Here is a 24199-nt window from a genome sequence, read left to right on the forward strand (position 1 = left end):
GGGGCAGCGGCAGCCCCCATAGAGTTGGGCCCCCCGTGCCAGGCCGCTGTGGATACCCGCGCCTTCAAACGCTCACTGCATCACTCGGAGCGTTACAACCGCCGCGGCTTCGGCCTCGGCGAGGAGGTGGCCGGCAGCCTGCAGACGGCCTACCAGAGCGATCTGATCGCCACCCTGCGCGAGAGCGGCCACACCCTGCGACGCGGCCGCCTGACGGTGCGGCTGGCCGAAGCCTTCGGCTTCTGCTGGGGGGTGGAGCGGGCCGTGGCCATGGCCTACGAGACCCGGCGCCACTATCCGAGCGAACGGATCTGGATCACCAACGAGATCATCCACAATCCCTCGGTGAACGATCACCTGCGCCAGATGAACGTCCTGTTCATCCCGGTCGAGGGCGGCGTCAAGGACTTCTCCGATGTGGCCCGTGGCGATGTGGTGATCCTGCCCGCCTTCGGCGCCACCGTGCAGGAGATGCAGCTGCTGAACGAGCGCGGCTGCCACATCGTGGACACCACCTGTCCCTGGGTGTCGAAGGTGTGGAACACGGTGGAGAAACACAAGAAGCACGCCTTCACCTCGATCATCCACGGCAAGGTGAAGCACGAGGAGACCCTGGCCACCAGCTCCTTTGCGGGCACCTACCTGGTGGTGCTCGACCTGGCCGAAGCCCAGATGGTCTGCGATTACATCCTCGGCCGCGGCACCGCCGACCGCGACGCCTTCATGGCCCGCTTCGCCAAGGCCTGCTCCCCCGGCTTCGATCCCGACCGTGACCTGATCCGGGTGGGGGTCGCCAACCAGACCACCATGCTCAAGAGCGAGACCGAGGAAATCGGCCGCCTGGTGGAGCGCACCATGCTGGAGCGCTTCGGTCCGGTGGAACTGAACGAGCACTTCCTCGCCTTCAACACCATCTGTGACGCCACCCAGGAACGGCAGGACGCCATGTTCTCCCTGGTGGATGAGCCCCTCGATCTGATGGTGGTGATCGGCGGCTACAACTCCTCCAACACCACCCACCTGCAGGAGATCGCGGTGAGCCGCGGAATCCGCTCCTTTCACATCGACACCCCCGAACGGATCGGACCGGGCAACCGGATCGAGCACATGCCCCTCGGCGCCGAGCTGGCGGTGGAGGATCCGTTCCTGCCGGACGGGCCGATCCGGGTGGGCATCACCTCAGGCGCCTCCACGCCAGACCGGGTGGTGGAAGACGTGATCGAGCGGCTGATCGGCCTGACCTCCTGACCGGCCTGATCACCTGATCACCTGATCACTCGATCAGCGTGCTGCAGCGGCCCCTGAATCGGGAAACCACCGCAGAAGGGCCTTCGTGGCAAGGATTCCTTTACATTGTTTGATGGCTTGGCCGGTGGGGCTGCCGCTTCGTCCGTTGCCTGTCCCGCTTTGACGACGACCGCCCTGAGCGATCTCCACTCCAGCCCCATCAGCGACGGAGCTGCCGCCGAGGGTTCCGAGCCGATGGTCCCAGGGGTGAGCTTGCGTGATGGCGACGACGATCGGGTGCGGCGCTACGCCTCCACCTTCGCCGACCTGATGGAAATGCGCGCTCCTGCCGAGCAGGTGGGCCGCTACCTGGATCGCCACGAAGGCTGGTTCCGGCGTTGCGCCGCCCCCATGACCGTTCAGCCCCACGGCAGCAACGGCTATGTGCTCACCCTGGGGCGTTTCGGCAATTTCGGCTTCGAGGTGGAGCCCACGATCGGCCTGGAACTGCTTCCCCAGGCTGAAGGCGTCTACCGGATCGTGACCTTGCCGCAGGTCACGGCCGGAACGGGGCTGGAGGGCCTCTACGACGTCGACTTCAACGCAGCCCTGCGGCTGGATGAGACCTCGCCAGAAACCGAGGAGGAGGGCCCACTCACCCTGGTGCGCTGGGAGCTGGATCTGAGTGTCTGGATCCGCTTGCCCAAGGTGATCAGCCTGCTGCCCGACTCCCTGGTGCAGAGCAGCGGCGACCATCTGCTGCGCCAGATCGTGCGGCAGATCTCACGTCGGCTCACCTGGAAGGTGCAGGAGGATTTCCACGCCACCCACGGGCTCGACTGTCCGCCGCGGCGCCGCGCCCAGTTCTGAGGCGGCATCGCAACGGCTCAGCGTTCAGCGGCTGGTCCAGATCTTGTTGACGATCTGCATGCCGCTCAACGCCTGCCAGAGAAACAGGGTCATCACGCTCATGTTCAGACCCACGTGCACCTTGCGGGCGATCAGATTGCCCTGCTGCATCAGCGGCGAGAGCGCCGAAGCCAGCGCGATCAGCGAGGTCATGGCGATCCCCACCAGCAGGTGCGGCCCCACGAACAACTTGCCGTTGTTGAGGTAGGTGACGGCCATGCCACCGAAGGTGCCCAGCACCATCACGGCCAGCACCACACTGCCCAGCTGGTAGTGGCGACGGGCGAACTGCCCCTTGATCAGTTCCTTGCGATCTTCGGCGGCGGCGGTGCGGGTCTTCTTGGCCTTGATGCCGAGCAGCATGGCGTAGCCCGAGAGGGCCAGCAGCCCCCACATCAACAGGGGATGCAGGAAGTTGAGGCCGAAGGCCAGGGAGCTGGGAAGGGCGATGGGCATGGCGGAAGTCGGCCGCTCAGGGGCGGCTCGGGGGATGGCAGCGAAGCTACAACTCACCGCCAACTCAGTGCAGAAAGTGACGCCGGCCGGTGCAGACCATCGCCAGGCCGAGGTCGTCGCAGGCGCTGATCGAGTCGCCATCCCGCACGCTGCCGCCCGGCTGGATCACGGCGCTGATGCCATGGGCCGCGGCCAGGCGCACCGTGTCGTCGAAGGGGAAGAAGCCATCACTGGCGAGCACCGCACCCTGGGCCCGTTCGCCGGCCGCCTCCAGGGCCAGCCGCGCCGATCCCACCCGGTTCATCTGACCGGCACCGATGCCGAGGCTCTGGCCGCCACGGGCGACGCTGATGGCATTGGAGCGCACATGGCGCACCACCCGCCAGGCAAAGCGCAGGTCGTCGAGTTCCGCCTCCGTGGGCTGGCGGCGGCTCGCCACCTGCCAGGCGTCTTCCTCCACGGGCTGATCATCGAACGCCTGGACCAGCACGCCACCGAGCACGCTGCGCAACTGCTGACGCGGCGCGGCGGCGATGGCGGCCGGGCTGAGCTCCAGCAAGCGCAGGTTGGCCTTGGCCGCCAGGGCGGCGCGGGCCTCGGCGTCGTAGGCCGGTGCCACCACGCACTCCAGGAAGAGGCCGGTGAGATGGGCCGCGGCCGCGCCATCCACCGGGCCGTTCAGCGCCACGATGCCGCCGAAGGCCGACACCCGATCGGCATCCAGGGCGCGCAGCAGGGCCTCGGCGCTGCTGCTGCCGGTGGCGACACCGCAGGGGTTGGTGTGCTTCACCACCACCGCCGCCGGCTGCTGGCGCTGCTCGCCGTAGCCGAACTCCCGCACCGTGGCCAGAGCGGCCTCCAGGTCGATGAGGTTGTTGTAACTGAGTTCCTTGCCCTGCAGCTGGCTTGCCGCGCCCCAGCCGGCAGCGGGCGCGCTGTACCAGGTGGCGCTTTGGTGGGGATTCTCTCCATAACGGAGGCTCTGGCGCGCTGGCAGGTCCAGTCGCAGGGGCGCGGCCGCCGCAGGCTCGCTCGTGCCAGAGGTCGCTGCCGCAAGCTCCTCAGCCGCCAGACGCTCCGCCAGCCAGGTGCTGATCGCGGCGTCGTAGGCGGCGGTGTGGCGGTAGGCCGCCAGGGCCAGCTGCCGGCGCAGGGCCCGGTCCACCCGGCCGGCGGCCAGGGCTTCCAGGAAGCTGGGGTACTGGTCCGGATCGGTCAGCACCGCCACGTCGTCGTGGTTCTTGGCAGCGGCGCGCACCATCGCCGGCCCGCCGATGTCGATGTTCTCGATCGCCGTCTCAAAGGCCACGGCCGGATCGGCCACGGTTTCGCGGAAGGGATAGAGGTTCACCACCACCACATCGATGGCCTCGATGTGGTGGGCGGCCAGGTCGGCCAGATGGGAGGCCTCGGAGCGGCGGGCGAGGATGCCGCCATGGATGCGGGGGTGCAGCGTCTTGACCCGCCCGCCGAGGATCTCGGGAGCGCCGGTGTGCTCGGCCACCTTGGTGACGCTCAGGCCAGCGGCGGCCAGGGCCGCGGCGGTGCCGCCGCTGGAGATCAGCCGGTAGCCCGCCTCCAGCAGGCCCTGAGCCAGGGGCACCAGATCCCGCTTGTCGGACACACTCAGGAGGGCCGTGGGCGCCATGGCGGCAGGGGAGGGGGCGTAAGGCCCAACCTACGCAGAGGCAGCAGTGCATGGCCTCTCCGCATGATTGGAACGCTCCTGCCGCCGCCGCCATGACCAGCCCCTTCTCTTCTGACCCTGAGCAGCTCCGCCTCGGCCCGGAGCAGGCGGCCACGCGGCTGGTGCTGCTGCACGGCTGGGGGGCCGATGCCGACGACCTGCTCGATCTGGGCGAGTTGCTGGTGGGTCCGGAGGTGAGCGTGGTGGCGCTGCGGGCGCCCGACCCTCATCCGGCTGGCCAGGGGCGGCAGTGGTACGACCTGCAGCAACCGGAATGGCCCCAGTTGCCCCAGGCCCGCAGCGATCTGCGCCAGCGGCTCAAGCAACTGGCGACCACTGTTCCCCTGGCGAACACCGCGCTGCTGGGCTTCTCCCAGGGCGCCGCCATGGCGATCGATGTGGCCACCAGCGCCAGCACCGAGGGGCTGCCACTGGCGGCGCTGGTGAGCTGCAGCGGCTATCCCCATCCCGGCTGGCAGCCAGGCCCTCTGCACACGCCTGTGCTGCTCACCCATGGCGAACAGGACCCGGTGGTGCCCTTCGCGGCCAGCCTCGAACTGGAACGGCAGCTTGCCCGGGTGGCCCAGCCAACGCAGCCGGTGCGGCGCCTGGCCTTCGTCGGCGGTCACACGATCGAGGCAGACCTACTGCCGCGGATCCGTGCCTTCCTGGCCCAGCACCTCAAGCCCTCAACAACCGATTGATGCTCCGACCCCGGTTCGCGAGCATCCAGGGCCCCAGCAGAAGCGGAGGCTTCAAGGGAGCCGCATCGCCAATAAGCGAGGGCGCCGGCCGCTCCGAGCAAGCCTGTTGGGAAGAGCGCGAAACTCAAACTGGTGCCCAGAGCAAACCGAAGTCCCCCCAAGCAACATGAGGCCCTCCACCAGGGAGGGCCTCAGCAGTCGCTAGCCCTCAGGGGCCAATGGTTCGAATCAGCGGGCAAGCTTCAATGGCCACGTGCACGGGCAACCTTCAAACGAAGGCGTATTCGTATTCCTCCATTTCCTCCCAGTCGTCGGAGGCCATGGCTTCCAGACCCTCGAACAGCACCTCCTCGCCGATCTGATCGACAATCAGACGCAGGGAGGGGAAGAGGAAGTGGTTCTCTTCGGCGTACTGAGCGCTGAACAGGCCCTTCTCACCCCAGAAGAAGCGGTCCGTGGTGTGCTCGTTGCGGCGCACGTTGAGGATGGCCGGAGCTTCCAGTCCCACTTCGGCGATGTAGCGACGCGCCGCGGTGACCGGCTTGTGGGAGCCGGTTTCGAGGTTGTGGGTGGAGACATGGGCCAGAACACGCTGGCCGGCGAGGCGGCGACGGCTGATCCGCTTGCGCTTTTTCGACATGACACGGCTCCCGGCGGGCGGGAGGCTGAGAGAGGAGGGAAGGAGGGACGACAGATCCAGCCGGCAAGCCGAGCTGAACCGTGTCATCCGCGGCTCCGAAGAGGAAGCCACGGAAGACGCCCAAACGTCTGTCGTCCGGAACGGATCACCGCAGACGTTTTCGGGAAAACGCCTGCAATGGTCGCGTCATCAACAACGCCTGAACCCGCGGCGGCGGAGCTCAGACCAGGAGAGGGAGGCGAACCTGGCTCTGCTGTAGCCTCATTTGCGGAGAAGCGCAACATGTTGGCTGTGACGACTGCGACTTACCGTCCGCTCGCGGACTGGGAAGTATTGGTCGATACCAGGATCTTAAGACTTTTTCTGGGATTTTCAACGTCCCTCCCAGACTTCTTCCGCGAACCCCCTCGCCGCCTCTGCTAATGCAGGTCTCCGAGCGGTTTCTGGCCCTGCTGACCAGCCAGCTGGCCCAGTTCGCCGACCGGGACGACCTGCGGTCCGTGGTGGTGTATCTGGCCCTGCCCGGGGCAGACGGCCGCCTCAGCCTGATGCCGGTGGGCCAATGGCCCCGCGATGGCCGAGCCCTGCCGGCGGTGGCCTCGGATCGCACCCTGCAGATGCCCGCCGAAGGCCGCCGCTGGTTGCCCCTGCGCCACGACCGGGCCCTGCTTGGGGCCCTGCAGGTGGAGAGTCGCAGCCTCAGCTGGCCGATGCCGCTGGTGGAGCGCCTCGAGGCGGTGGCCCACTGCCTCACCGAAGCCCTGCGGATCGATCTGGAACGGCAACATCTTCTGCAGCGCCAGCAGCGCCAGGACGAACAGCTGCGGCTGCTGATCCATCAGTTGCGCAATCCCCTCGCCGCCCTGCGCACCTTCGCCCAGCTGCTGCGGCGCCGGCTTGAGCAGGACAGCAGCAGCCGCCCCCTGGTGGACGGCCTGCTGGCGGAGGAACGCCAACTGAACCGCTACGTGGAAGCGATCAGTGCCCTGGCGCCACCGGAGGCCCTGGCAGGCAGCAGCGGCACCACGCCCCTGCTGCTGCCGCCTGGGCTCGCCGGACCGGAAGGCCAGCCGCTGGAGGAGGTGCTGGAGCCGCTGCTGCAGCGGGCCGCCGCCACGGCGGCACTGCAGCAGCGGCCCTGGCAGGGCCCGACGTCGCTGCCGAGCTGGCGCGGAGATAGCGGTGCCGTGGCCGAAATCCTCGCCAACCTGCTGGAAAACGCCTTCCGCTACAGCCCCGCCGGAGCGGCCGTGGGCCTGCATGTCGGCCGGAGCGACGGGCGACTCAGCCTCACCGTGTGGGACTCCGGCCCCGCGATTCCCGAGCCGGAGCGGCAGGCGATCTTCGGGCGCGGCGTGCGCGGCCAGGCCGGCCAGCAACTCCCCGGCACCGGGCTTGGCCTGGCCCTGGGCCAGGACCTGGCCCGCCAGATCGGCGGCGACCTGGAGCTGCTGATCCCTCCGTGCCGTGTCGATCCAGCCCTGCCGCCGCAGGGCAACGGCTTCCGGCTCAGCCTGCCCGCAGCGGCAGAAGCGCCAGCAGCGCAGCCGTGAGCAGCAGGCTGAGGGCCTCCACCCACTCCACACAGGCGCCGTAGCTGTCGCCGCTATGGCTGCCGAGCCGCCGGCCCAGCCGCAGGGGCACCAGCACCGCCGGCAGCACCCCCACCGCTCCGGCCAGCAGGGGCAGCCAGGGGTGCGGGGCCTCGCCGGGGCTGACTCCCGCCGCCCCAGCGGCCGCCAACAACAGCACAACCCCGGCCAGCACCAGCAGCGACGGCCGCAGTTCCAGCGCCAGGCCGCGCCAGTGATGGCGGTGGAACGCACCCGTGCCGCGGGCACTGCGGTAGGGAAAGCGGTCCATGGCGATCAGGGGGGAGAGCCGCGCCCAGAAGGCGGCCCACACCAGGGCGGCCGGGGCAGCGGCCGCGGCGGCGGCAGCCAGCCAGACCAGGGCGGCGAGCCGCACCAGCAGCAGCTGGGCAAAGGCCTGCACGCCACTGGCCCCCACCCGGCTGTCGGCCATGGCCTCGAGGCAGCGATCGCCGGCGGCCAGCCCATCGGCGGTGTCCATGGCGCCATCGCTGTGCAGGCCGCCGCTGAGCGCCAGGCCCAGCACGATCACCAGGGCCGCCTGGGTGAGGGCCGGCGCCCGCCCCGCCAGCAGCAGCCACACCATCGCCTGCAGCCCGCCCAGCACCAGTCCGATCCAGGGCGCGAAGCGGGCGATCCGGCTGAAGCTGGGCCGCAGCCAGGGCCAGGCCGGCAACACCGAATAGAAGATCCAGGCGCCGGCCAGATCCGCCAGCCAGCCATCTCGTCCGGCGGGGTTGGGTTGTGGTGCCGAGGCGGGAGGTGAAGAACGCGGCACGTAGCGTCGGCGAAGCACCACCACGGCGCCATCGAGCCCCCATTCTCCTTCGCGATCACCGCCCGCTGCCCGTGCACCCGGGCCCGCTGCGGCCGCTTCCACACCCCCCACGGCGTCGTCGAGACGCCCCGGTTCATGCCGGTGGGCACCGCCGCCACCGTGAAGGGAGTCACCACACCCCAGCTGGCCGCAACCGGCAGCCAGATGGTGCTGGCCAACACCTATCACCTGCACCTGCAGCCGGGCGAGCAGGTGGTGGCCGAGGCCGGTGGGCTGCACCGCTTCATGGCCTGGGACGGCCCCCTGCTCACCGATTCCGGCGGCTTTCAGGTGTTCAGCCTCGGGGCGATCAACAAGATCGATGACAGCGGCGTGGTGTTTCGCTCCCCCCGCGACGGCGCCCGCATCCAGCTCACCCCCGAGCGGGCGATCGAGATCCAGATGGCCCTGGGGGCCGACGTGGCCATGGCCTTCGACCAGTGCCCTCCCTATCCGGCCAGTGAAACCGAGGTGGCCGCGGCCTGCCGCCGCACCCACCACTGGCTGGAGCGCTGCCTGAGCACCCACAACCGAACGGATCAGGCCCTGTTCGGCATCGCCCAGGGGGGCTGCTACCCGCACTTACGCCAGGAATCCACCCGGGTGGTGGCGGCGATGGACCTGCCCGGCATCGCCGTGGGCGGAGTGAGCGTGGGCGAGCCGGCCGAGGAGATGCACCGGATCGTGCGGTTGGTGGCGCCGCTGCTGCCGGAAGCCAAGCCCCACTACTTGATGGGCGTGGGCAGCCTGCGGGAAATGGCGATCGCGGTGGCCCACGGCTTCGATCTATTCGACTGCGTGCTGCCCACCCGGCTGGGGCGGCACGGCACCGCCCTGGTGGGGGGCGAGCGCTGGAATCTGCGCAATGCCCGCTTCCGCCACGACCACACCCGCCTCGATCCGAGCTGCAGCTGCCTGGCCTGCCGCCAACACAGCCGCGCCTATCTGCACCACCTGATCCGCAGCGGCGAGATGCTTGGCCGCACGCTGCTCAGCCTGCACAACATCACCACCTTGATCCGCTTCACCTCCGCCATGGCGCAGGCGATCCAGGACGGTTGTTTTGCAGAGGATTTCGCTCCGTGGGAGCCGAATTCCCCGGCCGCACACACGTGGTAGGTTCCGACCACCACACTGTTTCAGGGATGGCTCTCTCCTCGCTGCTGGCCGGCTCCGCCCTCCACACCATGGCCCAGCTGCCCGAGGCCTACCAGGCGTTCGGCCCCCTGGTGGACATCCTGCCGATCATCCCCCTGTTCTTCCTGCTGCTTGCCTTCGTGTGGCAAGCCTCGGTGGGTTTCCGCTGATCCAGCGGATCGACACTGAACGGATCGCCACTGAGCAGATCGCCACGGGCGTTCAGTACCCCGGCGGCCGCTTCACTCCATGGCGCAGCACGGCCCATGCGAAGGCCGGCAGCGCCAGCATCCGCCGCCAGCGGCTCGGTTCCTGAATCAGCCGGTAGAGCCATTCGATGTGAAGCGCTCCCATCCACTGGGGTGCGCGTGTCTTGACCCCGGCCCAGACATCAAAACTGCCGCCGACGCCCATCCACAGGCCACCCCTGCGGCCTGGAACGTGCTGGATCCAGGTTTCCTGGCGCGGTACCCCCAGGGCCACCAGCACCAGATCCGGCCTGGCGTCGAGCAACTGCTGCTGCAGGCCCGGCCACGCTTCAGCGCTCTGAAATCCATGGACCGAAAAGGCCAGCTGCAGAGCCGGCAGGTCGCGGCGGAGCCGTTCGCACAGCCGTTCCATCACCTCCGGGCTGGCGCCCACCAGAGCCACCCGCCAGCCATGGGTGGAGGCGTGGACGAGCAGGCGATGGGCCAGCTCGATGCCCGGGGCGCGGCGCACCCGCAAGCCCTGGCGCCCCAGCGCCCAGACCACGCCGGCGCCATCGGGGATCACCAGCGTCGCCGCCTCGATCGCCGCCCCCAGCTGCGGATCCGCCAGGGCCGCCATCGTCATCTCGGCATTGAGGGTGACGATCTGGCCGCCGCCCCGCGGCAGCAGCGCCAGAGCCGCCTCAAACACATCCGGGCACACATCCACCGGCACGTCCAGCACCCGGGTGCGGCGGGGATCGGTCGCCTTCGCTGCCATGGGCCTGGTTCGCTGCGCGAGAGAATCTATGGCTCACGCCTGAAACCCACCTGTGGGGATTCAGAGGCGGCACCCGCTGAGGGCCCAGCATGACGATCTCCAGCGCCTCCTCCGACCGGCTCCTGATGCCAGAGCCCCTGCCGCCGAACGCGAACGGCGAGGAGGCCAGCCTGGAGGCTCAGGCCTTTCTCAAGGAACTGGATCAGCAGATCGAACAGGTGGTGCTGCGCCGCCAGCATCCGATCACCGGACTGTTGCCGGCCAGCACCGCCAACACCGTGCACGGCAACTACGGCGATGCCTGGGTGCGCGATTGCGTCTATTCGATCCAGTGCGTCTGGGGACTGGCCCTGGCCCACCAGCGCCTGCACGGCAGCAGCCGCCGCAGCCACGAACTCCAGCAACGGGTGCTGCAGCTGATGCGCGGCCTGCTGAACGTGATGCTGCGGCAGGCGGCAAAAGTGGAGCGCTTCAAGACCAGCCTCGACCGGTTCGACGCCATCCACGCCAAGTTCGACACCAACAGCGGCGAGCCGGTGGTGCCGGACGACGGCTGGGGCCATCTGCAGCTGGACGCCACCGCCCTGTTTCTGCTGCAACTGGCCCAGCTGACCCGCTCGGGCCTGGTGATCGTGCAGACCAGCCACGAGCGCGACTTCATCCAGAACCTGGTGTATTACGTGGCGCGGGCCTACCGCGTGGCCGACTACGGCATCTGGGAGCGGGGTGACAAGGGCAATCACGGCCTGCCGGAACGGAACGCCAGCTCGATCGGCCTGGTCAAGGCGGCCCTCGAAGCCCTGGAGGATCTCGATCTGTACGGTCCGCACGGCGACGGCAGCTGCCGCCTCACCATTCCCCACGACGCGATCGTGCGCCTGCGTCAGGCGCTGCTCAACCTGCTGCCGCGCGAATCCGCCAGCAAGGAGGCCGACAGCGCCTGCCTGTCGGTGATCGGCTATCCCGCCTGGGCGGTGGAAGATCCAGACCTGGTGGAACGGACCCGCCATCGCATCCGCCGCGACCTGGGCGGCGCCTACGGCTACAAGCGCTTTCGCCGCGACGGCCATCAGACGGTGGTGGAAGACGTGACCCGCCTGCACTACGAACGCGAGGAGCTGGCCCAGTTCGAGCACATCGAATCCGAGTGGCCCCTGTTCCTCGCCTACGAGCTGGTCACGGCCTGCTGCGAAGGCCGCTGGGAGGAGGCCCGCAGCTGGCGTGAGCGCCTGCGGGCCGTGAGTGTGGAGGTGGACGGGGTGCTGCTGCTGCCGGAGCTCTACCTGGTGCCGAAGCAGGCGATCCAGGCCGAACGGGCCATCCCCGGCAGCCAGGAACGCGAACCGAACGAGAACGTGCCGCTGCTCTGGACCCAGAGCCTCACCTGGCTGGGAGACCTGCTGCTGCACGGGCTGATCACCCCCGCAGACCTCGACCCCAGCGGCCGCCGCCAGCCGCAGCCGCTCGGAGCCGAGCGGGTGCTGGTCAGCCTGGTGCCGGCCGATGCCACGATTGCGACCGCGCTCGAGCAGGCGGGCCTGCCGATCACCCGCAGCAACGACAGCGTGCGGCTGGGCAGCTCGCGGGAGCTGGGCCGCCAGCTGGCGGCGGTGGGCGCCAACCCCCAGCTGGGGCTGAGCGGCCATCCGCCGGTGCGGATCGAGACCATGGCCACGGCCCGGCTCTACCGCCAGGCCGGGATGCTGCACGCCTACCTGCCGGCCGTGCTGGAGGAGGGCACCTTCTACCTGGCCGATGATCCCGAGCAGCTGGCCGATGCGGTGTGCAGCGAGCTGCGGCTGCTGCAGCGCAACTGGCGCAGCCAGCGGTTGCCGCTGCTGCTGGTGCCTGTCGCCGCCGGCCCCTTCCACCGCGACCCGGAGGCCTTCCTGCGGCTGGGGCGCGCCCTCCAGTCGGGCGAGATCGAGGGGGTGCCGGTACAGCTCGCTCCCCTGGAGGCCGTGCTGGACCAGCTCAACCTGGTGGAGCTCCCCGCCGATCTCCCCACCCCCCTGGCACCGGCGCCCCCGAGCCAGCTCCCCCTGCGCGCCAGCACCAGCCGGCAGCCGCTCACCGCCCAGCAGGAGCAGGAGCTGGAACTGCAGCAGACGCCGATCTCCAGCCTGGCGGAGCGGCTCTGGGCCAGCACCTCCCTGGAGGAGCAGAGCGAAGTGCTGGAGCAGCTGGTGCGGCGACTCGGCAATCACGCCGTGCTGCAGGGGCCTGGCCGCGGCGCGCCCCTGCGGCTGCCGCTGCTGGTGGACGAGGTGTACAGGCGGGCCCTGGCCGAGGGCAACTGGAATGTGGTGCGCCGTTGCGCCGGCGTGATGGGGCTGGTGCATCCCCAGCTCGAGGATGCCCTCACCGACCTGCTGGTGCGGCAGAAGCAGCTGGTGGTGGGGCGCAACTACACCCACGACTCCCTGATCACCGAACCGGCCAGCAGCCTGGTGATCGGCGAGCGGATCCGCCGCTACAGCGGCGACGACGGCCGCGAATGGATGCTGCAGCAGGAACTGCTGCTCGCCCTCGACGGGCTGGCACGGCTGGAGCCGACCCTGCTGAGCGGCAGCCTCACCCTGCAGCTGGGCCAGCTGCTGCTGCTGCTCACCGGCGAGCTGGCCACGGAGCACGAGCTCAACCAGAGCGATGCCTTCGAGGCGCTCTGCAGCCTGCCGCCCCACAGCCTGCGTCGCCGCTTGCGGGATCTGCTCGCCGATGTGGAGCACGCCCGCGCCTCCCTGCAACGCAAGGAACACCTGCATGTGCGAGGCCGCGTGCGCTGGGAAGCGCCCGATCCGCTCGAGGAGCTGCCCAAGGGCGGAAGCTGGTTGCAACACCGCCAGCGGATGGGGACGCTGCAGCGGGTGCCGCGCGATTTCTATGCCGGCATCTGGGATCTGCTGCACCACTGCGACGGCCTGGTGATCGGCGACAAGCTGGAGCGCCGCAACCGGCTGGAGAGCGCCCCACTGCTGAGCGAGAAGACCCCGGGCGAACGGAACTTCGCCACCCTGGTGGAACACCTGCTCAGCAAGATCGAGGCGACTGAATACCGGCGCCTCTGCATCGAGACCCTGATCACCCTGATGGCCTTTGTGGGGGCCAACCCCCAGGTTCACTTCGACGACGCCCTCGCCCTCGATGTGGTGATCGGCCACGCGGTGCGTGTCGGCTGGCAGCAGAACCATCCCGATGTGCCCGCCACCGATTACGGCCTGCACAAGGCCGATGCCTGGGATCGCTTCTACAACGCCTCGCCGGCCGCCTGCCGGCGCTGGCAGCTGCAGGCCCTGCGGGAACTCACCGAAGCCGAACAGAGGATTGAGGCCGAACAGCCCTCTGAAGGCGAAAAGCCCTCTGAAGCCCAACAGCCAGCCTGAGCCTCAGATCGGCGCGTCCAGCGCCATGCAGAGGTTGGGCTGTTCGACGCACTGCTCGATCAGATCGGCGAGCTGCAGGGCGCGGGAAGCCTGCAGGCCATCGACTGCAGGGGTTTCGACGCCCCGCACGCATTGGAGGAAGTGCTCGAGCTCGGCGTAGAGCGGTTCGATCGAGGTGGTGCTCACCTCCTCGATGAAGCCATCGTTGCGATACACCAGCTCGCCGTGTTCGGCGCTCACCGAGCCGTGGGAGCGGCGATAGATGCGCAGGTTGTGGTTGAGGAAGTCGGTCTCCATCAGGCTGCGGCGGCAGTGGGCGCTGAGGCTGCGGATCTTGCGATGGGCCATCTTGCTGGCCGTGAGGCTGGCCACCACGCCATTGGCGAAGCCGAGGGTGGCGTTGACGTAGTCGATCGGCCCATCGGCGCTGCGGCCGCCGGCCGCCGCCAGGCGCACCACCGGAGCACCGGCCAGCTCCAGCACGAGGTCGATGTCGTGGATCATCAGATCCAGCACCACCGACACATCATTGGCCCGATCGGCGTTGGGGCTATGGCGGCGGGCCTCCAGCACCACCACCTCCTCGTTGGCCACCACCTTGAGCAGTTCGCGGAAGGCGGGATTGAAGCGTTCGATGTGACCCACCTGCAGCAGGCGGGTCGTGGCGGAGGCGGCCTGGATCAGCTCAGCCGCCTCCTCCTGGCTGGCCGCGATCGGCTTCTCGATCAGCACGTGCAACCCCGCCTCCAGGCAGGTGAGACCGACCCGGTGGTGCAGCAGGGTGGGAACGGCGATGCAGACCGCCTCCACGTGCTCGATCATGTCGGCGTAATCCGCGAACCAGCGGCAACCGAACTGCTCCACGGCGAGCTGCCCGCGGGCCTCATCAGGATCGGCCACCCCCACCAGTTCGGCGTCGCGCAGCAGGCTGAGCACACGGGCGTGATGCCAGCCCATGTTGCCGATGCCGATCACACCAACCTTGACGGGCTTCATGTCGGCAGGCCTCACCACAGCGGGATCATCGCAGGGCATCCGGGACTCAGCCGGGGCGCCGGTTGATCCGCACCCGGTCGATGCGAGGGCCATCCATGGTGACCACGGTGAACTGGTAGCCCTTCCAGCCCAGACCCTCGCCGGGGGCGGGAATGTGCTGGAGCCGCTCCAGCAGGAAGCCCGCCAGGGTGTGATGCCCCTCCGCCTCAGGCAGGCGCAGCCCCAACTGGCGATTGAGCTCGAAGATTTCCAGGTCTCCCGCCACCGACCAGGCGTCGTCCTGGAGCTGCATCAGGTCGTTGGCATCGGCCTGGGAGCCATCCTCTTCCCCCACGATCTCGCCGGTGAGATCGGCCACGGTGACCAGCCCCTCGGTGCCGCCGTGCTCATCCACCACCACCAGCAGCGGATGGCCGCTGCGGATCAGCGGCAGCAGATCGGCCAGGGAGGCACTTTCCTGCACCAGCTGCACGGGCACCACGAAGGGATCCAGCCGCGAATCGGGCTGCAGCAGCCCGCGGGCGATCGGTTCGGCCAGGCGCCGCAGGTCGAGCAGGCCATGCACGTCGTCGAGCGACTGGCCGATCACCGGGAAGCGGGCGTGGTGGGTGGCATGCACCGCATCCATCATCTCGCCGAAGGTGACGCCCACCGGCAGGGTCTCCATGCCGGAGCGGGGCACCATCACCTCCCGCACCAGGGTGTCCCGCAGGGAGAACACCCCCTCGAGGATGTTGCGCTCATCGGGCTGCAATCCGGTGACGCTGCCGCTCTCGATCAGGGTCTCGAGCTCCCCGGCCGACAGCACCGGCACCAGCTCATCCCAGTTGCGGGGCAGGCCGAACAGGCGCAGCAGCAGGCCCCCGAGGCGCTCGATCAGCAGCAGCAGCGGCCCCAGGGTGCGGTTCACCGATTCCAGCAACGGCGCCAGGCGCAGGGCGGAGAGCTCGGGCTGATGCAGCACCCAGGCCTTCGGCACCAGGCCGCCCAGGAGGGTGGCCAGCAGCACCAGCACCAGAAACACCACGGCCAGAAGCCAGGGCCGCAGCTCCGGAGCAGCGGAGGCGAAGGGCTGCATCCCATCCACCAGATCGCGGCCGGTCCAGCCCAGGGCCACCAGGGCCAGAGCCGTGCCGAGCTGGGTGGCGACCAGCGCCCGGCGCAACCGGTGCTGCAGTCGCCCCACCGCGGCGGCGCCCGGCTCACCGGCCTCCATCAGCTGCTGCACCCGGCTGGGCCGCAGACGGATCAGGGCCAGCTCCCCGGCAGCAAAAAAGGCCAGCAATGCCAGGAGGATGGCCAGGGCCAGAAACCGCATGGAGGGGGCGTTTAGGTGGAGGCTAGGCCCGTCGGCGCGACCTGATCGATGGGAGTGGCGCCGGATCTGGGGGTGGCCTCGGATCGGGGGTTGGCTTCGGATTCCGCCAGGCGCTTGAGGGCGAGGCGGTCCACCTTGCCGGTGGCGTTGATCGGCAGGTCGTCGAGCACCACGATCTGCTCAGGAGCCTTGTAACCGATGCGGTCGCGGGCAAAGCCGATCAGCTCCCGCTCCAGGGCCTGCTGATCGGCGACGGGGCCGCGCAGGCAGATGTAGGCGCGCACGTCTTCGCCGTGCACCAGATCGTGGATCCCCACCACGCCCGCGCCGGCCACGGCGGGGTGCTCGAGCAGCACGTCTTCCACGTCCTGGGGGCAGATGTTGGAGCTGTCGTGCACGATGATCTGCTTGCGCCGGCCGTCGAACCAGAGGTAGCCGTCGGCGTCTGCCTGCATCACGTCGCCGCTGGCCAGCCAGCCGTCGACCAGCACGGCGGCGGTGGCCTCGGGATTGTTCCAGTAGCCGCTCATGCAACCGTCGGTGCGGATCCAGAGGTCGCCGGCTTCCCCCGTGGCGCAGGAGCTGCCATCGGGCCGGCGCAGCTGCATCGCCACACCAGGACCGGGCCTGCCGAGGGAGCCGGGCCGCAGGGCCTGACCGGGCGGATTGAGGATGACCATGCCCACCTCGCTCATGCCGTAGAGCTCATTCACCGGGAAACCGGCCACGGCGCGGAACTCCGTCTGCAGCTCCGACGGGATGTGATCCCCCCCGGATACGCACAGCCGCAGGCCCGTGAAATCAGTGGGGCGGATCGCCGGATCGCGCACCAGGGAAAACAGGGCCGCCGGCAGCAGCTTCAGCACCGTGGGGCTGGTCTGGTCAAGAAGCCAGCGGATCTCTTCGCTGTCGCTGCTGCGGGCGAGCACCACGGTGCTGCCCGCCAGCAGGGCGGCCAGGGCACTGGTGGAGCCGCCGATGTGGGCCATGGAGGTGCCGGCCAGGTAGGTGTCGTGCGGCGTGAAGCCCAGGCCCTGGGCGGTGCTGGAGAGCACGGCGGCGAGGCTGCGGCGGCTGTGGGTGACGCCCTTGGGCCGGGCCGTACTGCCGGACGTGAAATAGAGGATGGCCGGGTCGTCGTCGTGCGGCGGCGCACCTGCCCCAGCGACCTCCGGCTGCAGGCCAGCCGGCGAAGGGGGCAGCAGATCCTCGAAGCAACGGGGCGGCCGACTCAGACCCGCCACCACCAGCGGCTCGCCACCGCCACCGTCGCCCCCACCGCGACCGAGCCCAGCCGACTCCGCGCCATAGATCAGAGTGCCCAGGGGCAGGGCAGCGACCTGGACACTGGCGGCCACATCGGCGAGCCGCTCGGCATGGAACAGCAGCAGCCGGGCGCCGCTGAGCTCGAGGGCGTAATCGAGCTCCGCCGGCGTGTAGCGGTAGTTCAGCGGGGTGGCCACCAGGCCGGCCCGCAGACAGGCCAGCAGATGCAGCATCACCGCCAGCCGGTTTGGCAGCAGCGACGCGACCCGGTCGCCGCGCTGCAGGCCGAGGTGGAGGTAGTGGCTGGCCAGGCGGGCGCTGCGGCTATCCAGCTCCTGCCAGCCGATCACCCCCCGTCGGCTGATCAGGGCCGGCCGCTTGGGATCAGGGTGCTGGAGCCCGCGGTGCAGCAACTGCTCCAGCGGGGTGTGGCAGGCCAGGGGCGGACCCTGCAGAACGGAGGAGGAGGTCACGGCGGCTGGGCGCGGCTCTTCAGGGATCCTGGCGCCGCAGGGTCCCCTGACCCTGGAGGTTGAGGTTGTCGATCCGCACGCTGGTGGCACGGCCGCCGGGTCCGGGCGCAAAGACCACGGCGCTGGCCCCGTCGGCGTTCTCACCGGTGGGCTGATAGCGGAAGGTGTCGCCGCTGACGTGCTCCAGGGCAAAGGGCCGGCGGGCAGGACCCAGCTCCAGCACCAGGTCGCGGCCTGCGCCAGCGGCACCACCAGACGCCGCACCGTTGCCTGCCAGACGCACCACCGCGGTGCCCACGTAATCGTTGGCGTAGCTACCGGTGTAGGCCTCTGGCGGCCGCGCCGGTTGCGGGCGCTGGGGGATCACCACCGCTGGATAGGGCTGGGCCATCATCGCGGCGAAGGCCTTGCCGAACTCCGGCAGGTAGTCGCGCCGAATCGTGCCCGTCCGCACCAGATCCACGAAGCTGCGCGCCAACGCTTCCACCGCCCCCACCGGCTGGGCGTTGCTGAGCACCACGATGCCGATCTTCTGCGCCGGCAGCAGCACCACCGTGGTGGCGGCCCCGAGGAAGAAGGCACCGGAGTGGCTCAGCTGCACCTGGCCCTGGTCGTCGTACCCCACACCCCAGCCGAGTCCGTAGAGGCCGGCATGGTCGCGGGCGGGATCGGCCGGCGCCTTGCTCACCATCTGGGGCCGATGGGTGTCGGCCAGCGCCTCGGTCGCCACCACCTGCTGGCCCGCGAAGCGTCCATCGGCCAGCTGTAGCGCCATCCAACGGGCCAGATCCCGCACCGAAGCACTCGCCCCGCCGGCCGGCGACTGCACATCCGCATCACGGTCGAACAGGGCCTGCCACCGCTCCCCCTGCCGCACATGCAGCAAAGCCCGGTTGGGCTGGGCCAGGAAGTCGGCATGGCGGGAACTGGTGCGGTCCATGCCGAGGGGCCGGTAGAGCCGCTCGGCGGAGATCTCCTCCCAGGAGCGACCGGCGCTGCGGGCCGCGGCCTCCGCCGCTGCGGTGAAGCCGAGGTTGGTGTAGGCATAGCTGGCGCGGAAGCGGTTGTCCAGGGGCAGGAACCGCAGGCGCTCGATCACGGCGATCCGGCCGAAGCCGATGTCTTCGAGGTCGTCGCCGGCATGGTCCGGCAGGCCGCTGCGATGGCTGAACAGATCCCGCAGGGTCACCGCATCGGCGATGGCCGGCGGGCCGAGCCGCAGCTCCGGCACATAGCGCCGCACGGGCGCATCCCAGGAGAGGCGCCCTTCTCCCACCAGGGCGGCCACCACGGTGCTGGCCAGCGGCTTGGAGAGGGAGGCGAGCTGGAACACGGTGTCGGCATCCACCGGATCGGGCCGCTCCACCTGGCGCAGCCCGAAGCCCTTGGCGAACACCACCTCGCCATCGGCCACCACAACGATCGCCAGGCCCGGCACGCCGGTGCGCCGCAGCGTGTCGGCCGCGAGGGAATCGAGGCGAGCCAGGGCGGCCACCAGGCGTGCCTGGGCTTGCGCCTGGACCTGGGCCTGGGCTTGCACCTGGGCTTGCGCTTGCGCCTGGGCTTCCGTTGCAGGCGCTGCGGCTACGGGAGCTGTGGCTGCGAGTGCTGCAGCCAGCACCGGATGGGAGCCGGAAGGGGTAGCCGGCAGGTCCAGCCGCACCGTTGAGATGGGCAACGCTGAAACCGGCGCCAGTGCAGCCGGAGCTGTTGAAGTCGCTGCCGCTGAAGCCACTGCCGCTGAAGCCGCAGCAGCACCAGCCAGCGGCGCCACCAGGCCCACCAGCCCCAGCACAATCCCCAGCCGCCGCAACGAATCCAGGCCACCTTCCGACACCTCAGACCACCTGGTGATCGGAGCGACGGCCCCTGAAACCGCAGCAGGGGGGCCGTGAGGCCGCCGAGCAGCAAGGGGGAGTGCTGGCATGGAACGCTCCTGCAACCTGGGGCCTGAGCGGCAAGCTAGGCAGGGCAAGACCACGGCGCCCATGGCATCCGATCCGGCACGACTGATCCGCCAGCTGGAGCTGCAGCCCCATCCGGAGGGGGGCTGGTACCGGGAACTGCACCGCTCCGCGGTGGGGGTGGTGCGGCAGGACGACGGCCAGCCGCGGGCCGGCCTCACGCTGATCGCCTTCCTGCTGCAGGCGGGCGAATCGAGTCGCTGGCACCGGGTCCGCCAGGCGGATGAGCTCTGGTATCACGGCGGCGGCGCACCGCTCGACCTGCTGCGCCTGCCGCCCCAGGGCGGCAGCACCGAGCACCTGCGGCTGGGCCGCCTCGATGCAGCAGACCCCCAGCAGCAGCCTGTGCAGCTGATCCCAGCCGACTGGTGGCAGGCGGCGCGCAGCATGGGGGACTGGAGCCTCAGTTACTGCAGCGTGGGACCGGGATTCGACTTCGCCGATTTCAACCTGCTGGCTGATCTGCCGCTGGCCGAACGCCCCGATGGCGCCGATCCGGCTCTGATCTGAGCCTTGCTTGCCCGACCACAACTCAGCGCCGGCCAGATCTGAGTGTCTGCAACAACCCCATGCCAGCCATGGCAACATTGCATAGGCTTCGTGAAAGAGGCGGGTTCAGTGGGATCGAGGCAGACATCCGAACCCAAGGAGGACCCAACCTCATCCGAGCAGCCAGCCGACCCAACCTCCCACCAGCAGCCAGCTGAGCAGCCTGATCTGCCTGGATCGTCGTCCACGCCCGACACTCCGGAGAACGCTGACGCCCCTGAGGCTCCAGGAGCCTCGCCCGCGCCAGCCAATGAGGAGATTGCTTACGTGGTGGGCCTGGGCGCCTCCGCCGGCGGCCTCGAAGCGCTGCAGGAGCTGGTGACGTACCTGCTGGTGGGCGGGGGCGTGAGTTACGTGGTGGCGCAGCACCTCGCCCCCGACCACCGCAGCCTCCTGGTGGATCTGGTCGCCCATACCACCACCCTCAAGGTGGTCGCGGCCGAGGACGGCATGCCGTTGCAGGCCGGCACGATTGCCATCTGTCCGCCGAACCACGACGTGGCGGTGGAGAAGAACCGGTTGGTCGTCACCGCCCCGCTGCCGCGCTTCGGGCCCAGCCCCAGCGTGGACGTTCTCTTCGAATCCCTGGCCGAGCACTGGGGGGAGCGGGCAGTGGGGGTGGTGCTCTCCGGCACCGGCTCCGATGGCGCCCGCGGGCTACGGGCGGTGCGGGCCGCCGGCGGGCTCACCCTGGTGCAGACCCTGGACAACGCCCGCTTCGATGGCATGCCACGGGCCGCCATCTCCCTCGGTGGCGCCGAGCTGGTGCTCAGCGCCCGCGAGATCGGCCAGCGCCTCGCCGCCCTGGTGAGCAGCGGCGCCGACTGGATCGGCCGCTCCCTGCCGGAGCCGGAGCCGGTGATGCTCTCGACGATCAGCCGGCAGCTGAAACACGCCATCGGCATCGACTTCTCCCGCTACAAGGAATCCACCCTGCGCCGGCAGGTGCGGCGGCGCATGGCGATCCGGCAGGTGAGCTCGATCGAGGAATACCTGCCCCTGCTGGGTTCCGATCCGCTGGAGGCGCACGCCCTGGCGGAAAACCTCCTGGTGACGGTGACGGCGTTTTTCCGGGACCCCGACGCCTTCAACGAGCTCGGCCTTCAGCTGCGGCACTACCTCGCCAAGCAGGTGGATGGCTACCCCCTGCGCGTCTGGGTACCGGGCTGCGCCACCGGAGAGGAGGTGTATTCCATCGCCATGGTGGTGAGCCAGGTGCTGGATCACCCCGCCGATCTGTCGCGCCATCTGAAGATCTTCGGCACAGATCTCGATGAGGCGAGCCTCTCGATCGCCCGCCGGGCCACCTATCCGCTCTCAGCCTCCAAGGCGATCCCGGAAGACCTCTGCAAGCGGTTCTTGACCCTCTCCGACGGCGAGATGGCGCTGAGCGAAATGCTGCGTGAATGCGCCGTGTTCGCCCGTCACAACGTGGGGGAAGATCCACCCTTCCCGCGGCTGGACCTGATCAGCTGCCGCAACACGCTGATCTATTTCACGACCCCCCTGCGGGATCGGGTGCTGAGCCTGTTTCGCTACGGCCTGCTGCCCGGCGGCCTGCTGTTTCTGGGGAACTCCGAATCGCTCAGCAGCCGCACCCCTGGCTTTGAGGTGGCCAGCGCCGAACAGCACCTCTATCGACGTACGCAGGAAGGAGACAATCCAACGCGGCTGCTGCCGCCGTTGACCAGTAGCACCCAGCCACGGGTGCTGACCGCGTTCAGCGGCGCGGCCGGCAACCGGGTCGCGATCATGCGGGAGAACGTGCCGGAGCAGCACGTCACCCTGCTGGAGGCCATGCTCCGCCAGCTGTGCCATCCCTGCCTCATCCTCGACGAACACCACGACCTGGTGGAGGTGCAGGGGAACGTCACCCCCTACTGCCGCCTGCCGGAGGGGCAGGTCACCACCGCCGCCAGCTCCTACCTGAGGCCGGAGCTGCAGGCTGAAGCGCGGGCCCTGTTCCTGATCGTCCGCGCCGACGGGGTGCCGGTGACCGGCCAGGCGCTGGAGCTGGAGGGACTGGAGGGAAAGGTGCGCCTCGAGGCCCGCCCCCTGACGGCGGGGGATCGCAACCTCACGATTCTGAGCTTCATCGCGGACAATCCCGCCGACAGCAGCATGGCTCCGCTGCCGAGCCGCCTGATCGAACGGGACACCAGCTTCGATCAAGAGGTGGAGCGGCTGGAGAACGAGCTGCTCAGCAGCCAGGACTCGCTGCGCCGTTCCCTGTCCGAGCTGGAAAGCGCCAACGAGGAGCTGGAGGCCTCCTCCGAGGAGCTGCAGGCGTCGTCGGAGGAGCTGCAATCCTCCAATGAGGAGCTGGAGGCCTCGAACGAGGAATTGCAGGCCACCAATGAGGCCCTGGGGATCCTCAACCAGCAGCTGCGATCCCGCACCGACGAACTGCAGGCGGTGAACGGCGACATGGAGAACATCCAGTCGTCGTTGAGCCAGGGGATGGTGATCGTGGACCAGAATCTGCGCGTCACCCGCTTCTCACCGCTGGCCGTGCGGGTGTTCGCCCTGGTGGAGAGCGACATCGGCCAGATGCTGCCCGGTGTTCCCACCACGGTGCCCCTGCCGAACCTGCGCGAGGCGCTTGAACGGGTGATCCATGGAGGCGTCAGGGAGACGATTGAAGCCCGAGGCAACAGCATCGCCTACCTCGCCCAGATCCTCCCCTATCAGGACCACCGCGGCGGCCGCCATGGCGCCATCGTGACGCTCACCGATGTGACGGAGCTGGTTTCTCTGCGCCAGAGCGCTGAATCAGCGCTGCAGGAATTCACTCAGCTCACCGATGCCCTGCAGGAGGCAGTGTGGAAGCGAGGTCAAAATATGAAGGAGATTCGCTATGTGAGCCAGCGCATGCAGAGCCTCACCGGCTGGAGCATGGCCGAGCTGCTCGAGCAGCCTGAACGGCTGGATGAGGCGATCGATCCAGCCGACCGCGACCGCGTCAGCCAGGCCAGGCAAGCGCCCGATGAGTGGAGTGTGCGCTATCAGCTGATCCGGCGCGATGGCCAGCCCCTCTGGGTGCTCGAAACAGCCAAGGTGATCAACGCTGAGCCGCAGGCCGCCGGCAGCAAGGACGCCCCCAGCAACACCCCCAATCCCGATCACAGCGCCTTCGTGGTGGGCACCCTGGCCGACATCAGCGAACAGCGCGCCACCGAAGAACGGGCCCATGACATGTCCGCGATCTTCGAAGCGGTGTTCCAGACCCAGGTCTTCGGTGTAGCCATCCTCGATGACCAGCATCGCGTCGTGATGGGCAACGAAGCGCTCTGCAGCTTGGTGAATCTGGATTCCCAGTTGATCCAGGGCATTCCGATCAGCCTGATCTCCTCACCGGGGTTTGAGCAGGAGATTGTCTCCGCCGCCGCAGACGTGCTCAGCGGCAACGACCTTGCCGCCACCCGGACCCTGCAGCTCAAGGGCAAGGATGGCGACACCCCCTGGGTGACCGCCGAGGTGCGGCGGCTGCCGCGAACCATCGCCACGGCCGTGGTTCTGGTGATCCTGCAGGACGTGACCAGCCTGCGGGAATCGACCCTGCAACTGGAGCAGATGGCCCGCTTTGATGGCGCGACCGGACTGCTCAACCGACTCAGCTTCTCGGAAGCCCTCGATCGCGAGATCGCCAGGGCCTCCAGGGAGATGCTGCCCCTGGCCCTGGCCTGGGTGGATCTGGATCACTTCAAAGACATCAACGACCAATACGGCCACGCCGCTGGCGATGAGGTGCTGTGCGCGATCGGCACCCGCCTGCAGAAAGAAATCCGCAGCGGCAAGGATTACGTGGGCCGGCTGGGCGGCGATGAATTTGGTGTGATCATCGCCGGCTATGCCGACCAGCACGAACTCGACGCCATCCTGGAACGTCTGATGCTGGAACTGAGTCGACCGATTCTGGCGGCGGATGTGGAACTCAAGGTGGGCACCAGTGTGGGGGTGGCGATCTATGGCAAAGACGCCACCACGGTGGACGACTTTCTGCGCGCCGCCGATGCGGCGATGTACGGAATCAAGAGCCAGGGCGGCAACACCTTTCAATACTTCACCGATGCGATGAATGCCACTGCCAGCGCGCGGCGCCTGCTGCGCCG

General features: G+C 69.0%; 19 protein-coding genes. 10 read left to right on the forward strand and 9 right to left on the reverse strand.

What is annotated here, in order from left to right; translation table 11 throughout:
- The first annotated feature begins 48 nt into the window (after nucleotides 1-48).
- Both KQ310_RS05345 and KQ310_RS05350 read left to right on the forward strand, forming a co-directional pair.
- Nucleotides 49-1248, forward strand: coding sequence for a 4-hydroxy-3-methylbut-2-enyl diphosphate reductase (locus tag KQ310_RS05345; protein ID WP_259720750.1), 1200 nt, complete (start codon nucleotides 49-51; stop codon nucleotides 1246-1248).
- A gap of 234 nt (nucleotides 1249-1482) precedes the next feature.
- Nucleotides 1483-2097, forward strand: a complete 615-nt coding sequence (locus tag KQ310_RS05350) for a DUF1997 domain-containing protein (protein WP_259720751.1) — start codon at nucleotides 1483-1485, stop codon at nucleotides 2095-2097.
- A 24-nt stretch (nucleotides 2098-2121) separates the two neighbouring features.
- Here the strand turns inward: KQ310_RS05350 and KQ310_RS05355 are convergent, their stop codons facing one another.
- Together KQ310_RS05355 and purH are read right to left on the reverse strand one after the other, a co-directional pair.
- On the reverse strand, nucleotides 2122-2592 hold the full coding sequence (locus tag KQ310_RS05355; RefSeq protein WP_259720732.1) for a DUF4079 domain-containing protein: 471 nt from the start codon (nucleotides 2590-2592) through the stop codon (nucleotides 2122-2124).
- Nucleotides 2593-2656: 64 nt separating this feature from the next.
- Nucleotides 2657-4240, reverse strand: a complete 1584-nt coding sequence (purH, locus tag KQ310_RS05360; RefSeq protein WP_259720733.1) for a bifunctional phosphoribosylaminoimidazolecarboxamide formyltransferase/IMP cyclohydrolase — start codon at nucleotides 4238-4240, stop codon at nucleotides 2657-2659.
- A gap of 50 nt (nucleotides 4241-4290) precedes the next feature.
- Here purH and KQ310_RS05365 point away from each other — a divergent pair, with 50 nt between their 5' ends.
- Nucleotides 4291-4983 (forward strand): alpha/beta hydrolase, encoded by a 693-nt coding sequence (locus KQ310_RS05365; RefSeq protein WP_259720734.1) that lies wholly within the window; start codon nucleotides 4291-4293, stop codon nucleotides 4981-4983.
- 268 nt (nucleotides 4984-5251) lie between these two features.
- Here KQ310_RS05365 and KQ310_RS05370 read toward each other — a convergent pair whose 3' ends face one another.
- Nucleotides 5252-5623, reverse strand: coding sequence for a DUF3155 domain-containing protein (locus tag KQ310_RS05370; protein ID WP_197157360.1), 372 nt, complete (start codon nucleotides 5621-5623; stop codon nucleotides 5252-5254).
- A 422-nt stretch (nucleotides 5624-6045) separates the two neighbouring features.
- Between KQ310_RS05370 and KQ310_RS05375 the strand changes: the two genes are divergently transcribed.
- Nucleotides 6046-7176: a sensor histidine kinase KdpD gene (locus KQ310_RS05375; protein ID WP_259720735.1), complete on the forward strand. Its 1131-nt coding sequence runs from the start codon at nucleotides 6046-6048 to the stop codon at nucleotides 7174-7176.
- On the opposite strand, the gene KQ310_RS05380 is transcribed toward KQ310_RS05375, so the two are convergent.
- Complete coding sequence (locus KQ310_RS05380) at nucleotides 7133-7993, reverse strand: adenosylcobinamide-GDP ribazoletransferase (protein WP_259720736.1); 861 nt, start codon at nucleotides 7991-7993, stop codon at nucleotides 7133-7135. The two genes, KQ310_RS05375 and KQ310_RS05380, sit on opposite strands and share 44 nt — an antisense overlap.
- A gap of 30 nt (nucleotides 7994-8023) precedes the next feature.
- Between KQ310_RS05380 and tgt the strand changes: the two genes are divergently transcribed.
- On the forward strand, nucleotides 8024-9151 hold the full coding sequence (tgt, locus tag KQ310_RS05385) for a tRNA guanosine(34) transglycosylase Tgt (RefSeq protein ID WP_399237711.1): 1128 nt from the start codon (nucleotides 8024-8026) through the stop codon (nucleotides 9149-9151).
- Nucleotides 9152-9177: 26 nt separating this feature from the next.
- Nucleotides 9178-9339, forward strand: coding sequence for a photosystem II reaction center protein K (locus tag KQ310_RS05390; RefSeq protein WP_370594667.1), 162 nt, complete (start codon nucleotides 9178-9180; stop codon nucleotides 9337-9339).
- Nucleotides 9340-9391: 52 nt separating this feature from the next.
- Here KQ310_RS05390 and KQ310_RS05395 read toward each other — a convergent pair whose 3' ends face one another.
- Nucleotides 9392-10138, reverse strand: coding sequence for a WecB/TagA/CpsF family glycosyltransferase (locus KQ310_RS05395; RefSeq protein WP_259720737.1), 747 nt, complete (start codon nucleotides 10136-10138; stop codon nucleotides 9392-9394).
- A gap of 89 nt (nucleotides 10139-10227) precedes the next feature.
- On the opposite strand from KQ310_RS05395, the gene KQ310_RS05400 reads away from it, so the two are divergent.
- Nucleotides 10228-13521 (forward strand): glycoside hydrolase family 15 protein, encoded by a 3294-nt coding sequence (locus KQ310_RS05400; RefSeq protein WP_259720738.1) that lies wholly within the window; start codon nucleotides 10228-10230, stop codon nucleotides 13519-13521.
- A 3-nt stretch (nucleotides 13522-13524) separates the two neighbouring features.
- Here the strand turns inward: KQ310_RS05400 and KQ310_RS05405 are convergent, their stop codons facing one another.
- From KQ310_RS05405 to KQ310_RS05420, 4 genes are read right to left on the reverse strand one after another with little or no spacing between them, the layout of a single operon-like run.
- Nucleotides 13525-14517 carry a Gfo/Idh/MocA family protein gene (locus KQ310_RS05405; protein WP_259720753.1) on the reverse strand — a complete coding sequence of 331 codons (993 nt, stop codon included), beginning with the start codon at nucleotides 14515-14517 and terminating at the stop codon, nucleotides 13525-13527.
- Between the two features lie 46 nt (nucleotides 14518-14563).
- Complete coding sequence (locus KQ310_RS05410; RefSeq protein WP_259720739.1) at nucleotides 14564-15835, reverse strand: hemolysin family protein; 1272 nt, start codon at nucleotides 15833-15835, stop codon at nucleotides 14564-14566.
- 11 nt (nucleotides 15836-15846) lie between these two features.
- Nucleotides 15847-17574 carry a class I adenylate-forming enzyme family protein gene (locus tag KQ310_RS05415; protein WP_259720740.1) on the reverse strand — a complete coding sequence of 576 codons (1728 nt, stop codon included), beginning with the start codon at nucleotides 17572-17574 and terminating at the stop codon, nucleotides 15847-15849.
- Nucleotides 17575-17593: 19 nt separating this feature from the next.
- The gene (locus KQ310_RS05420) at nucleotides 17594-19252 is read right to left on the reverse strand and encodes a serine hydrolase (protein ID WP_311134703.1); all 1659 of its coding nucleotides are present in this window, start codon (nucleotides 19250-19252) and stop codon (nucleotides 17594-17596) included.
- Between KQ310_RS05420 and KQ310_RS05425 the strand changes: the two genes are divergently transcribed.
- From KQ310_RS05425 to KQ310_RS05435, 3 genes are all read left to right on the forward strand, one after another.
- On the forward strand, nucleotides 19245-19469 hold the full coding sequence (locus tag KQ310_RS05425; RefSeq protein WP_259720741.1) for a hypothetical protein: 225 nt from the start codon (nucleotides 19245-19247) through the stop codon (nucleotides 19467-19469). The genes KQ310_RS05420 and KQ310_RS05425 overlap by 8 nt on opposite strands.
- Before the next feature lie 30 nt (nucleotides 19470-19499).
- The gene (locus KQ310_RS05430) at nucleotides 19500-20048 is read left to right on the forward strand and encodes a cupin domain-containing protein (protein WP_311134704.1); all 549 of its coding nucleotides are present in this window, start codon (nucleotides 19500-19502) and stop codon (nucleotides 20046-20048) included.
- Between the two features lie 306 nt (nucleotides 20049-20354).
- A partial coding sequence (locus KQ310_RS05435; RefSeq protein WP_259720742.1) for a chemotaxis protein CheB occupies nucleotides 20355-24199 on the forward strand: 3845 nt, incomplete at its 3' end.

Source organism: Synechococcus sp. CS-1328, from assembly GCF_025128095.1.
GTDB lineage: Bacteria > Cyanobacteriota > Cyanobacteriia > PCC-6307 > Cyanobiaceae > CBW1002.